General features: G+C 59.3%; 9 protein-coding genes and 1 pseudogene. 2 read left to right on the forward strand and 8 right to left on the reverse strand.

What is annotated here, in order from left to right; all coding sequences use genetic code 11:
* Positions 1 to 9: 9 nt before the first annotated feature.
* From AYR47_RS11430 to AYR47_RS11465, 8 genes and pseudogenes are all read right to left on the reverse strand, one after another.
* Positions 10 to 921 (reverse strand): ABC transporter permease subunit, encoded by a 912-nt coding sequence (locus AYR47_RS11430; protein WP_033903370.1) that lies wholly within the window; start codon positions 919 to 921, stop codon positions 10 to 12.
* A 10-nt stretch (positions 922 to 931) separates the two neighbouring features.
* On the reverse strand, positions 932 to 1,942 hold the full coding sequence (locus AYR47_RS11435; RefSeq protein ID WP_016976247.1) for an ABC transporter permease subunit: 1,011 nt from the start codon (positions 1,940 to 1,942) through the stop codon (positions 932 to 934).
* 76 nt (positions 1,943 to 2,018) lie between these two features.
* A complete protein-coding gene (locus tag AYR47_RS11440) occupies positions 2,019 to 3,617 on the reverse strand; it encodes an ABC transporter substrate-binding protein (protein ID WP_061435305.1) in 1,599 nt (532 codons plus the stop codon).
* 80 nt (positions 3,618 to 3,697) lie between these two features.
* On the reverse strand, positions 3,698 to 5,113 hold the full coding sequence (locus tag AYR47_RS11445) for an OprD family outer membrane porin (protein WP_061435307.1): 1,416 nt from the start codon (positions 5,111 to 5,113) through the stop codon (positions 3,698 to 3,700).
* A 170-nt stretch (positions 5,114 to 5,283) separates the two neighbouring features.
* Entirely contained in the window at positions 5,284 to 6,861 is a 1,578-nt protein-coding gene (locus AYR47_RS11450; protein WP_420492063.1) for an ABC transporter substrate-binding protein, read from the reverse strand.
* 331 nt (positions 6,862 to 7,192) lie between these two features.
* Entirely contained in the window at positions 7,193 to 8,821 is a 1,629-nt protein-coding gene (locus tag AYR47_RS11455) for an ABC transporter substrate-binding protein (RefSeq protein WP_033903374.1), read from the reverse strand.
* A gap of 258 nt (positions 8,822 to 9,079) precedes the next feature.
* A pseudogene (locus AYR47_RS11460) lies at positions 9,080 to 10,682 on the reverse strand (ABC transporter substrate-binding protein).
* Positions 10,683 to 10,772: 90 nt separating this feature from the next.
* Positions 10,773 to 11,486: an SIMPL domain-containing protein gene (locus tag AYR47_RS11465; protein WP_033903376.1), complete on the reverse strand. Its 714-nt coding sequence runs from the start codon at positions 11,484 to 11,486 to the stop codon at positions 10,773 to 10,775.
* Between the two features lie 205 nt (positions 11,487 to 11,691).
* Between AYR47_RS11465 and AYR47_RS11470 the strand changes: the two genes are divergently transcribed.
* Together AYR47_RS11470 and AYR47_RS11475 are read left to right on the forward strand one after the other, a co-directional pair.
* Positions 11,692 to 12,954 (forward strand): ATP-binding protein, encoded by a 1,263-nt coding sequence (locus tag AYR47_RS11470; protein WP_016976240.1) that lies wholly within the window; start codon positions 11,692 to 11,694, stop codon positions 12,952 to 12,954.
* On the forward strand, positions 12,947 to 13,507 hold the full coding sequence (locus AYR47_RS11475; protein WP_003171731.1) for a response regulator transcription factor: 561 nt from the start codon (positions 12,947 to 12,949) through the stop codon (positions 13,505 to 13,507). Before AYR47_RS11470 ends, AYR47_RS11475 begins: the two co-directional genes overlap by 8 nt.
* The last annotated feature ends 97 nt before the right edge of the window (positions 13,508 to 13,604 follow it).

A 13,604-nucleotide genomic window follows, 5' to 3' on the forward strand; every position in this document is an offset into this window, starting at 1 on the left:
GGAATCTCCTCAGGCGGCGTTCTTGAGTTTCGGGTCCAGCGCATCGCGCAGGCCGTCGCCCATCAAGTTGATTGCCAGCACGCTGAGCAAAATGGTCAAACCCGGCAGGCTTACCACCCACCAGGCGCGTTCGATGTAGTCACGGGCCGAAGCCAGCATGGTGCCCCACTCCGGGGTTGGCGGTTGTACGCCAAGGCCAAGGAAGCCCAGGGCCGCGGCATCGAGGATCGCCGAGGAGAAGCTCAAGGTGGCCTGAACGATCAGCGGCGCCATGCAGTTGGGCAGCACGGTGATGAACATCAGGCGTGGCAGGCCGGCACCGGCGAGGCGGGCGGCGGTCACGTAGTCACGGTTCAGCTCGCCCATCACCGCAGCGCGGGTCAGACGGACATAGGACGGCAACGACACGATCGCGATGGCGATCACCGTGTTGATCAGGCCAGGGCCGAGGATTGCGACGATGGCCACGGCCAGCAGCAGCGAAGGCAGGGCCAGCATGATGTCCATCAGACGCATGATGGTCGGGCCAAGCAAACGCGGGAAGAACCCGGCGAACAGGCCCAGCAGGATGCCCGGAATCAGCGACATCACCACCGACGACAAGCCGATCAGCAGCGACAGGCGCGAGCCCTGGATCAGGCGTGAGAGCAAGTCACGGCCCAGTTCGTCGGTGCCGAGCAGGAACTGGATCTGCCCGCCTTCCAGCCACGACGGCGGGGTCAGCAGGAAATCGCGGTATTGCTCGCTCGGGTTATGCGGTGCAACCCAGGGGGCGAAGATCGCGCAGAACACGATCAGCACCATGAACAACAGGCCGGCAACCGCGCCTTTGTTCTTGGAAAAGGCTTGCCAGAATTCTTTGTACGGGGACGGGTACAGCAGGCTTTGATCGACTGCTGACACTGGAGTAGGTGTGGTCATGGTCATGATCTCAGCGCTGGTGACGGATGCGTGGGTTGGCGAAGCCGTAGAGGATATCCACCACGAAGTTCACCAGGATCACCAGGCAGGCGATCAGCAGGATGCCGTTTTGCACCACCGGGTAGTCCCGCGCGCCAATGGCTTCGATCAGCCATTTGCCGATGCCGGGCCAGGAGAAGATGGTCTCGGTCAAAACCGCACCGGCCAGCAGCGTGCCGACTTGCAGGCCGACCACAGTGAGTACCGGGATCAGCGCGTTACGCAGGCCGTGCACGAACACCACGCGCGCCGGCGACAGGCCTTTGGCCTTGGCGGTGCGGATGTAGTCTTCACGCAAGACTTCGAGCATCGACGAACGGGTCATCCGCGCGATCACGGCCAACGGAATGGTGCCGAGCACGATGGCCGGCAGGATCAGGTGGTGCAGGGCGTCGAAGAACGCTTCCGGCTCGTCAGCCAGCAGGGTGTCGATCAGCATGAAGCCGGTGCGCGGCTCGATGTCGTAGAGCAGGTCGATCCGCCCGGAAACCGGGGTCCAGCCCAGGCTGACCGAGAAGAACATGATCAGGATCAGGCCCCACCAGAAGATCGGCATCGAATACCCCGCCAGGGAGATGCCCATCACCCCATGGTCGAACAGGGATCCTCGCTTGAGTGCCGCGATCACCCCGGCCAACAGGCCCAGGATACCGGCGAACAACAGGGCGGCCATGGACAGTTCCAGGGTCGCCGGGAAGAGGGCGGTGAATTCAGTCCACACGCTGGTGCGGGTACGCAGCGATTCGCCCAGGTCACCCTGGGCCAGTTTGCCTACGTAATCCAGGTATTGCGCATACAGCGGCTTGTTAAGGCCAAGGCGTTCCATTGCCTGTGCGTGCATCTCGGGGTCGACGCGCCGCTCGCCCATCATGACTTCGACGGGGTCGCCAGGGATCATGCGAATCAACGCAAACGTGAGCAACGTGATGCCGAAAAACGTGGGGATCAGTAACCCCAGTCGGCGGGCAATAAAACTAAACATCTTGTCGTGTACCTCAATCAGCCGGTTAGGCAGGTTCGGCACCGCCAATGTCGACGGTGCCGAGCGTTTCTCTTATTTACTTCACCTGGGTGGTGGCGAAGTTATTTGTACCCAGAGGGCTTTGAGTGAAGCCTTCTACGTTCTTGCGCATGGCGGTGAACAGTTTCGGATAAGCCATGGGAAGCCATGGTTGGTCCTTATCGAAAACGTCCTGTGCTTGTTCATAGAGTGCAGCGCGTTGGGCGGGTTCAGCGATGGCGCGCGCCTTGTCGATCAAGTCTTGAAACTCTTTGTTACACCAGCGGGCGTAGTTTTCGCCGTTTTTCGCTGCATCGCAACTCAGGTTTGGCGTCAGGAAGTTGTCCGGGTCGCCGTTATCACCGACCCAGCCAGCGGAAACCATGTCGTGCTCGCCGTTTTTAGCACGCTTGAGCATTTCGCCCCATTCCATGACTTTGATATTCACCTTCAGGCCGATCTGCGCCAGATCCGCCTGCATGCGCTGGGCGCCGAGCATCGGGTTAGGGTTGGTCGGGCCGCCACCGTTACGGGTGAACAAGGTGAACTCAGTGCCTTCCGGTACGCCAGCTTCCTTGAGCAGGGCGCGGGCCTTGTCCAGGTCACGGGGTGGGTTCTTCAGCTTGTCGCTGAAGCCCAGCAAGGTCGGCGGATAAGGGCCGGTGCCCACTACCGCATTGCCTTTGCCGAACAGGGCTTCGGTGTAGCCAGCCTTGTCGAAGGCGATGTTGATCGCGTGACGCACCCGCGCATCGCTCATGTATTTGTGGGTGGTGTTCAGCGCGGTGTAACTGGTGGTCATCGCCGCCAGTTCATCGACTTTCAGGTTCGGGTCTTTCTTGATGCTTGGGATGTCATCCGGCTTGGGGAACAACGCGATCTGACATTCGTTGGCCTTGAGCTTCTGCAGGCGCACGTTGTTATCGGTTGAGATCGCCAGGATCAGCGGGTCTACCTGCGGTTTGCCACGAAAGTAGTCGGGGTTGGCCTTGAACCGCGCCTGGGCGTCTTTCTGATAACGGGTGAAGACGAACGGGCCGGTGCCGATGGGCTTGGCGTTGAGGTCTTCGGTCTTGCCGGATGCGAGCAATTTGTCGGCGTATTCCTTCGAATGGATGGAAGAGAATGCCATGCCCAGGTCGGCCAAAAACGGTGCTTCAGGACGGGTCAGGGTGAAGACGACGGTGTGATCGTCGGTCTTTTCTACGCTCTTGAGCAGTTCCTTGAAGCCCATGCTTTCAAAGTACGGGTAGCCCACGAGGGACTTGTTATGCCACGGGTGATTCGGGTCCAGCTGGCGCTGGAAGCTCCAAAGCACGTCCTCGGCATTCAGGTTGCGCGTGGGTTTGAAGTAGTCGGTGGTGTGGAACTTGATGTCGTCACGCAGGTGAAAAGTGTACGTCAGGCCATCGGCGCTGATTTCAGGCAGGTCCTTGGCCAGTGCCGGAACCACTTCGGTGGTGCCGGGCTTGAAGTCCACCAGACGGTTGAACATGGTTTCGGCAGCGGCATCAGCGGTCACGGCCGTGGTGTACAGGACCGGGTCGAAACCTTCCGGGCTGGCTTCGGTGCAGACCACCAGTGGTTTGGCCGAAACGCCGATCGCCACGCTCAACAGCGCGGCAGCCATGGCGGCTTGTAGTGGGAGCAATTTCATTCGAAGCCCTCTGCAATCGATGGGACCAGACAAGCGTAGACGGCGGGCTCGTCCTGAGCCCGCCGTCTACCTGGCGCTGATTAAAGAATGTTGAACGGGATGGTGGTGACCAGGCGGAACTCTTTGATGTTGCCGTCAGCCTGTTGGGCGCTGGCGCGGTGAGTCACGTAGGTGCCCCGGATAGTGGTGGCCTTGAGCGGGCCGCTCTGAATCGCGTAGGACGTGCCAACACCGTATTCCTGGTGCTTCTCGCTATCCATCAGGCGCAGGTCACTGCGCGATGCGCCGGCTTCGCCGTAAGCGGTGCCATTGTAGTGAGTACCGTCGATGCCCCAGCCGCGCGCCGAGTAGACGTTGAACTTCAGGCCTGGCACGCCGTATTCGGCCATGTTGATGGCGTAGGCGATCTGGAACGACTTCTCGTTCGGGCTGTTGAAGTCCGAGGTCAGGGAGTTGGCCAGGTAGATGCCGTTGGTTTCGTGCAGGTAGTCGAAGTACTCGTCACCGTTCACTTCCTGGTAGGAGAAGGTCAGGGTGTGCGCCTGGTGGGTCAGACCCAAGGACAACGAGTAAGTATCGTTGTCGATGTTGCCCATCTTCTTGCTGCCGGTATCGGTGGTCTTGTAGTAGTTCAGGCCGGTGGTCAGTGCCAGGGTCTGTGCATCACCCAGTTCGTGGGTCGCGCCGAAGTAGTACTGGTTCCAGAAGTCTTCGACGTTGGCGGCGAACACGCTGGTTTTCAGGCTCTTGAACGGCTGGTAGTTGAAGCCCAGGGTCTTGACCTTGTCGGTTTCCTGGCCATTGCCGTATTCAGAGCGGAATTTCGACAGGCTCTGTTCGGTACGCGGCGAAACGCGATCGAAGATACCGCCCTGGAACGACAGGTTGCTGAACTCTTCGCTGTTGAAGCTCACACCTTCGAAGCTCGAAGGCAGGGCACGGTTGCCGATGGTGTCGACGATACCGCTGCTGAAGTTCTGGCGGCCGGCGGTCAAGGTGGTGTTTGAAACACGGAACTTGACGTTGGCCAGGCCCAGTTTGCTCCACTGGCCTACTGCGTCGCCGAAGGAGTGAGCCAGGGTGCGGTTGGAGCCGCCGGCGATGTCTTTCTGGTCGCGGTCAAGTGCGATGTAGTTGTAGGCCGCTACTTCGGTGCTGACGCCAACGGTGCCTTGGGTGAAGCCCGAGGTGTAGTTGAGGATGGTGCCCTGGGCCCAGTTGTAACGGCGTGAAACACGGGTGCTTACGTCGTTGGCTTTATCTTCGGCGGTTTTGTAGTAGCCGAACTTCTGGCCACGAAACTTCATTTCGTTGGAGTACCAGTTACGGGTTGTACCGCCCAGGCTTTGACCGTCGATAAAGCCCTTGGCCTCGCTTTGGGCACTGGAACCGGCCAATGTGGTAGGAACGAAGTCCTGGCTGGCGGATTCAGCGTAGGCGGTGGCCGTGATGCTGCTGATGGCCAAGGCCAGAAGCGCTTTGCTGCTCAGTTTCATTGATGAAGCTCCTTTGGTTCTCTTTTTAATGCCGGTCTTTTTTGGTGATCCGGCTATTGGGTGTGTAACTCGTTCAAGCCCTTGCAAACGTTTGGCGTAGGAAAATTCCCAACAAAAGGCCGCGCGTTTGCAGCAAGGCGTTATCCGCCCTGCGCAATCCGGTTATTTTCTTATGGGGTGATACTGACGCCCGAGAACACGTTGCGGCCGAAGGGGCTCACTTTGAAACCTTCGACTTTGGCGCTTAACGGCTGGTTGACCGTCGAGTGGGCGACAGGCGTGATCGGCACCTGCTGCTTGAGCAGTTGCTGCGCCTGTTTGTATAGAACAGTCCTTTGTTCGCGGTCGGTTACGACCTTGGCTTGCTTGATCAGCTTGTCGTACGCCGGGTCACACCACATGGAGTAGTTGTTCCCGCCGATGGCGTCGCAGCTGTAGAGGGTGCCCAGCCAGTTGTCCGGGTCACCGTTGTCACCGGTCCAGCCGATCAGGCTCACATCGTGCTCACCGTTCTTGGTGCGCTTGATGTACTCGCCCCACTCGTAGCTGACGATCTTGACCTTGAGGCCGATCTTGGCCCAGTCGCTTTGCAGCATCTCGGCCATCAGCTTGGCGTTGGGGTTGTACGGACGTTGTACTGGCATCGCCCACAGGGTGATTTCGGTGCCTTCTTTTACGCCGGCGGCCTTGAGCAGTTCCTTGGCTTTTTCCGGGTTGTAGGCAGCGTCCTTGATGCTGTCGTCGTAGGACCACTGCGTCGGTGGCATGGCATTGACGGCCAATTGCCCGGCGCCCTGGTACACGGCGTTCAGGATGCTCTGCTTGTTCACCGCCATGTCCAGCGCCTGGCGCACTTCGAGCTGGTCGAAGGGCTTGTGGCGCACGTTGTAGGCGATATAGCCAAGGTTGAAACCTGGCTTGGTCAGCAGTTGCAGGTTCGGGTCGGCCTTGAGGGCATCGACGTCAGCCGGGCGCGGATGCAGGGTCACCTGGCATTCGCCGGCCTTGAGCTTTTGCACCCGCACCGAGGCGTCGGTGTTGATGGCGAAGATCAACTGGTCCAGCTTGACCTTGCTCGGGTCCCAGTACTGTTTGTTGGCCACATAACGGATCTGCGAATCTTTCTGATAACGCTGGAACACGAAAGGGCCAGTGCCGATCGGCTTCTGGTTGATATCGCTCGGCTTGCCATCCTTGAGCAACTGGTCGGCGTACTCGGCCGAGAGGATCGCGGCGAAGCTCATGGCGATGTTCTGGATAAACGCAGCGTCGACCGTGTTCAGAGTTATCACCACGGTGTGCGGGTCGGTTTTGGCGACCTTGGCAATGTTCTTGTTCAGGCTCATCCCGTTGAAGTACGGAAACTCGGTGGGGTAGGCCTTGCGAAATGGATGGTCGGGGTCAAGCATGCGGTTGAAGGTGAACAGCACGTCGTCGGCGTTGAAGTCCCGCGTTGGCTTGAATTCCTTGTTGCTGTGGAATTTCACCCCCTCACGCAAATGGAAGGTGTAGGTCAGGCCATCTGGCGAAATATCCCATTTGGTTGCCAGCGCAGGTACGACACCGGTCTCGCCCTTTTCAAACTCAACCAGGCGGTTATACAGCGGCTCCGCTGCATCGTTATCGGTGGCGGTGGTGTATTGCGCGGTATCAAAACCGGCCGGGCTGCCTTCCGAGCAGAACACCAGGCTCTGCTTGTCGGCGGCGTGGCCCATCGTGGCCACAGCCAGCAGGCTGGTGGCAAACATTGCGGATAGAACGGTGGTATGGCGCATGACGATCCCGATCCTTGATTGTAGTTGTCATCAGCGAGCAATCACCCTGGCGTTTGACCGGGGTGACATCACTGATCCCACACGCAGCAAGTGCCATTCCGAACTGGTTGCCTCTGCTGTCCCACGACGTTATGGGTCGCGGACCTGGCAGTAAATGCACCAAATCGGATTGACCTTGTAGGCAACGGAGTCACGCATCGCAGTTCATTGCTGTAGGACGCAACGGTTGCGAGCGTGGTCTGTTTCCTACGGTCTAGGCGGATGCAATAACGGCGACGTTAGGAAACGTCGCCGTCAATGATCCTTACTTGCCGCTGACGCTCACGCCGTAGAAGGAGTTCAAGCCAAACGGGCTGATCTTGAAGTCCTGCACGGTGGAACGCATGGGTTGATACACCGTCGAGTGCGCGATAGGTGTCATCGGGACAGCATCTTTGAGGATATGTTGCGCCTGCTTATACAGCTCGGTGCGTTTGGCGACGTCCGACGTAGCCTTGGCTTCTTTTACGATGCCGTCGAATTTCTTGTCGCACCATTTGGAGAAGTTGTTGCCTTGCAGCGAGTCGCAGCCGAACAGCACGTTCAGCCAGTTGTCCGGGTCACCATTGTCACCACTCCAGCCAATGATCATGGCCTGGTTCTCGCCACCTTTGGAGCGCTTGATGTACTCGCCCCACTCGTAGCTGGTGATCTTCACGTTGAGACCGATCCTCTTCCAGTCGTTCTGCAGCATTTCTGCCATCAGCTTGGCGTTCGGGTTGTACGGACGCTGAACCGGCATGGCCCACAGAACGATTTCAGTCCCTTCCTTGACGCCCGCTTCCTTGAGCAGCGACTTGGCTTTCTCTGGGTCGTACTTGGCGTCCTTGATGGTGGTGTCATACGACCATTGGGTTGGTGGCATGGCGTTGACGGCCAGTTGGCCGGCGCCCTGGTACACGGAGTCGATGATCTGCTGCTTGTTCACCGACATGTCCAGCGCCTGGCGTACGCGCAGGTCGGCCAGCGGGTTAGGCTGGTCGCTGCCCTTGACCTTGTCCATGACGTTGTAGGCGATGTAGCCCAGGTTGAAACCGGCTTGGTGCGGCAGTTTCAGGTCCTTGTCATCGCCCAGCGCCTTGAGGTCGGCCGGACGTGGGAACAGGGTGATCTGGCATTCGTTTTTCTTGAGCTTCTGGATACGCACCGACGGGTCGGTAGTGATGGCGAAGATCAGGTTGTCGATCTTCACGTCTTCAGGTTTCCAGTAGTCTTTGTTGCCGGTGTAACGGATGTTCGAGTCTTTCTGATAGCTCTTGAACACGAACGGGCCAGTGCCGACCGGCTTCTGGTTGATGTCCGCGGCCTTGCCTTCTTTCAACAGTTGGGCGGCGTATTCAGCCGACTGGATCGAAGCGAAGCTCATTGCCAGGTTCTGGATGAAAGCGGCGTCCACGGTGCCAAGGGTGAACTTGACGGTATGGTCATCGACTTTCTCGATGTTCTTGATATTGGTGTCCATCCCCATGTCCGTGAAGTACGGGAACTCGGTGGGGTAGGCCTTACGGAACGGATCGTCCTTGTTGATCATGCGGTTGAACGTGAACAGCACGTCATCGGCATTGAAGGTACGGGTCGGTTTGAAGTACGAGGTGGTGTGGAACTTGACGCCATCACGCAGGTGGAAGGTGTAGGTCAAGCCATCCGAAGACACGTCCCAGCTGGTGGCCAGCCCAGGAATCACAGCGGTGCCGCCGCGCTCAAACTGGGTCAGGCGGTTGAACATGGTTTCGGCCGAGGCATCGAAGTCTGTTCCGGTGGTGTACTGGCCTGGATCAAAACCGGCCGGGCTCCCTTCGGAGCAGAACACCAGGTTAGTCGCCGCTTGGGCGAAAGGAGCTGCGGCCATAAGGCCAGCGCTAACAATTAACGGAATGACTGCGTGTTTAAGCATGTTGGCCTCATGATTTGTTGTCATTTTTGGTGGTGAGGGCGACCTCGTGAGTCGGCCTGCGGATACTTATGCAGGCGCCATACCCATTGCAAGATGCTGAACCGTTACGAAGGTAAAACAGTGGTACGAACGTACAGGAATGTCGCAATTATGAAAGTTTGTACATATTTGCGTCTATTTCGAGGGTTTTTTCGGTGCAGGAGACGCACCAAAAATGACCAACCGAGGCGTCTAGCGCACTCGGTTGGGGCGTCGCTGTTACTTCTCTAGACTCACGCCGTAGAACGGCGTCAAGCCGAAGGGGCTTATCTTGAAGTCCTTGACTTCCTTACGCAGCGGTTGGAAAACCGTCGAGTTCGCAATAGGAGTTATAGGTACTTGTTCCTTAAGGATTTTTTGTGCCTGTTGATACCACTTGATGCGCTGCTCGCGGTCGTTGCTGACCTTGGCTTGCTGGACGAGTTTGTCATAGGCCGGGTTACACCATTTGGCGTAGTTGCTGCCCTTGACCGCAGCACAACTGTAGAGCACGCCCAGCCAGTTATCCGGGTCGCCATTGTCACCGGTCCAGCCATAAATCATCGCGTCATGCTCGCCATTCTTGGCGCGTTTGATGTATTCGCCCCATTCATAACTGACGATATTGGCCTTGATGCCGATTTTTTCCCAATCTTGCTGAATCATCTGTGCGGACATGCGCGCGTTGGGGTTGGAGGCGCGTTGCACGGTCATGGCCCACAGGTTGATGGTGGTACCGGGTGCAAACCCTGCTTCTTTTAGTAGCGCCTTGGCCTTCGCAGGATCGTGAGGCGCGTCCTTGATGCCGGGGTCATAAGACCACTGCGCAGGCGGCAGTGCGTTCTGCGCCAATTGTCCGGCGCTCTGGTACACGGCCTTGATGATTGCCGGCTTGTCGATTGCCATGTCCAGCGCCTGGCGCACCTTGAGCTGGTCCAGCGGCGGGTGGGTCACGTTGTAGGCAAGGAAGCCCAGGTTGAAACCGGCTTGTTGCAGGACACGCAGGTTCGGGTCCTGTTTCATCACCTCGATATCCGCAGGGCGCGGGTATCCGCTGACCTGGCATTCACCGGCCTTGAGCTTTTGCAGGCGCGCCGCCGCATCTGGCGTAATGGCGAACACCAGGTTGTCGAGCTTCACATCCTCGGGTTTCCAATACTGTTTGTTGGCCACGTAGCGGATCTGCGAATCCTTCTGGTAGCGCTTGAATATAAACGGCCCGGTGCCTACCGGTTTCTGGTTGATCTCTTCGGCCTTGCCTTGCTTGAGCAGTTGCGCGGCGTATTCGGCGGATTGCACCGAGGCGAAGCTCATGGCCAGGTTCTGCACGAACGACGCATCGACGTTGTTCAGGTTGAAGCGCACGGTGTGCTCGTCGAGTTTGTCGACGTTCTTGATCGTGGTGTTCAAGCCCATGTCGGTGAAGTACGGCGATTCGGAAGGGTAAGCCTGGCGAAACGGGCTTTGCGCATCCAGCAGGCGGTTGAAGGTAAACAGCACATCATCCGCGTTGAAGTTGCGGGTAGGGGTGAAGAAATCGGTGGTGTGGAACTTGACGCCATCGCGCAGGTGGAACGTATACGTCAGGCCGTCCTTGGACACGTCCCAGCTCGTCGCCAGGGCCAGGCTCGACTTCGGTGCCGCCGCGCTTGAACTGGGTCAGGCGGTTGAACACGGTTTCGGCAGACGCATCAAAATCGGTGCCGCTGGTGTACTGGCTGGGGTCGAAACCGGCGGGGCTGGCTTCGGAGCAGTAGACCAGGGTACTGGCCGCCTGGGCCAGTGGCATAAACGCCAGCAGGCCGGCAGCGAGGAGGAGCGGTTTTAAGGCAATTCTTTCCATGGAGACCCCTGAAGTGGCAGGCATATATAAGCTGCCCAAACGAAAACGGCGCTACCGAGGGTAACGCCGTTCAGGTTTATCAGGTAGGGGTCACGGCATCTGCACTTCAATCACGCCATCGGCGCTCATGTTGACCTGGCTGGTGCCGGCTTCCACTTCAGGCGTGGGTGCCGAATCGGCCATGGCCGCTTTCATCATCATGCCGCCACGGGCATACGGCATCGGGTAGCCGTTGGTGTTGAAGTTCAAGTTGACGATCTTGTAGCCCTTGCCACCCAGCGCATCGGTGGCCAGTTGCGCGCGTGCTTTAAACGCGGCGACTGCATCTTTGAGCAAGGCATCTTCGCTGGACTTGCGCGTGGCGTCGGCGATGGAGAACTCCATGTTGTCCATTTTCAGGGTGCTCTGCAGTTCACCAGTGAGCTTGGACAGCGCCGGGAAGTCCGCACTTTCGAGGCGCAGTTCGGCGCGCTCGCGCCAGCCAGTGATCTTCTGGTTCTTGCTGTCGTAGATCGGGTAGCTGTTGCGGCTGCCCTGGCGCAGGGTCACTGCTTTGACTTCGCGCGCCTGGCCCAAGGCCTTGTTCATGGTGGTGGTGATTTCAGCGGCGAGCTTGGCGGGGTCGCTGTTCTGGGATTCGGTGTAGAGGGTCACGATCATCTTGTCGCGGGCCACCTCCTGGCTGACCTCGGCGCGCAGGGAAATCTGGTTGTAGTTCAGTGCGTCAGCGGCCAGTGCTGGCAGGCTGACCAGGGTGCCGACGCTGAGGGTGAGGGCGGCTGCACTGCGAGTGAAACGAGACATGGAAGCTCCTTGAGATAGTCGTGTTGGGTATGACTGTAGACGGTGGCATCGGGTTCTTCGGGTTTACACATTAGCTACAAGTTGCGGTGATGCCGACGAACGGTCATTGGCCTGACCTGCGGCAAAGAGCCACACACGCCGTGCCAGCCCGCCTGCTTCGTTTATACTCCTGCCGATCCGCCTGCAGCGCTCACCGGGAGAGCACATGCTCGCCGCCGTAAAACTGACTTCCGCCACCCGCCAGAACCTCTGGCGCCTGACGTTCATCCGTACCCTGGTACTGGCCGCACAGGCCGGCTCCGTCGGGCTTGCCTATTGGTTCGACCTGCTGCCGCTGCCGTGGCTGCAACTGGGCGTGACCCTCGGTTTCTCCACCGTGCTCTGTGTGTTCACCGCGATCCGGTTGCGTACCACGTGGCCGGTGACTGAGCTGGAATACGCCCTGCAATTGGCCTGCGACCTGTTTATCCACAGTGTGTTGCTGTATTTCTCCGGCGGTTCCACCAATCCGTTTGTTTCGTATTACCTGGTGCCGCTGACCATCGCTGCCGTGACTTTGCCGTGGCGCTATTCGGTGGTGCTGTCGGGTATTGCCCTGACGCTTTACACCTTGCTGTTGGCGCGGTTCTACCCACTGCAAACCTTCCCGATCGCCCGGGAAAACCTGCAGATCTACGGGATGTGGCTGAGTTTCGCGCTGTCCGCTGCGGTGATCACCTTCTTCGCTGCGCGCATGGCCGAAGAACTGCGTCGCCAGGAAGAACTGCGCGCCATTCGCCGTGAAGAGGGCCTGCGCGACCAGCAACTCTTGGCCGTCGCCACCCAGGCTGCCGGCGCCGCCCATGAGCTGGGCACACCCCTGGCCACCATGAGCGTGCTGCTCAACGAAATGACCCAGGACCATCACGACCCGGCGCTGCAAGAAGACCTCGGCGTACTGCGCGAACAGGTCAAGCAGTGCAAGCAGACCCTGCAGCAACTGGTGCGCGCCGCCGAAGCCAATCGTCGCCTGGCGGTGGAAATGCAGGACGTGACCCAGTGGCTCGACGAAGCCCTGAACCGCTGGCACCTGATGCGCCCCGAAGCCAGTTACCGTTTCCATCTGCTGGGCCAGGGCAGCGTGCCGCGCATGGCGCCGCCACCGGACCTGACCCAGGCGCTGCTCAACCTGCTGAACAACGCCGCCGACGCTTGTCCCGAGGGGTTGGGCGTACAGTTGGATTGGGACGCCGAAGACGTGACCATCAGCATTCGTGACCACGGCGCGGGCGTGCCGCTGGCCATTGCCGAGCAGATCGGCAAACCCTTCTTTACCACCAAGGGCAAAGGTTTCGGCCTTGGCCTGTTTTTGAGCAAGGCCAGCGTGACCCGCGCGGGCGGCTCAGTGAAGCTCTATAGTCATGAGGAAGGTGGCACGCTCACCGAGCTGCGCCTGCCCCGTGTCGCACGAGGAGATATCGATGAGTGACGAGATCCAAGTCGAAGGCGAAGAACTGCCGCACCTGTTGCTGGTAGATGACGACGCCACCTTTACCCGCGTGATGGCACGCGCCATGAGCCGTCGCGGTTTCCGCGTCAGCACCGCAGGCTCGGCCGAGGAAGGCCTGACCATCGCCCAGGCCGACCTGCCGGACTACGCCGCGCTGGACCTGAAAATGGACGGCGACTCCGGCCTGGTGCTGCTGCCCAAGCTGCTGGAACTCGACCCGGAAATGCGCGTGGTGATCCTCACCGGATACTCCAGCATTGCCACGGCCGTCGAGGCGATCAAGCGCGGTGCCTGCAACTACCTGTGCAAACCGGCGGACGCCGACGACGTGCTGGCCGCCTTGCTCTCCGAGCACGCCGACCTGGATACCCTGGTGCCGGAAAACCCGATGTCGGTAGACCGCCTGCAGTGGGAACACATCCAGCGCGTGCTGACCGAGCACGAAGGCAATATCTCTGCCACTGCCCGTGCCCTGGGCATGCACCGCCGTACCTTGCAGCGCAAGCTGCAGAAGCGCCCGGTACGCCGCTGAGCCTGATCTGAACAACAGCTGAACAATCTGCTTCAGGCCGCACGGAGCCCCGAACCGATCAACTATGATCGGTTCGAACGCCTGTCATCTTTTCCCT

The sequence above is a fragment of the Pseudomonas azotoformans genome, assembly GCF_001579805.1.
In the GTDB taxonomy this organism is placed as follows: domain Bacteria; phylum Pseudomonadota; class Gammaproteobacteria; order Pseudomonadales; family Pseudomonadaceae; genus Aquipseudomonas; species Aquipseudomonas azotoformans_A.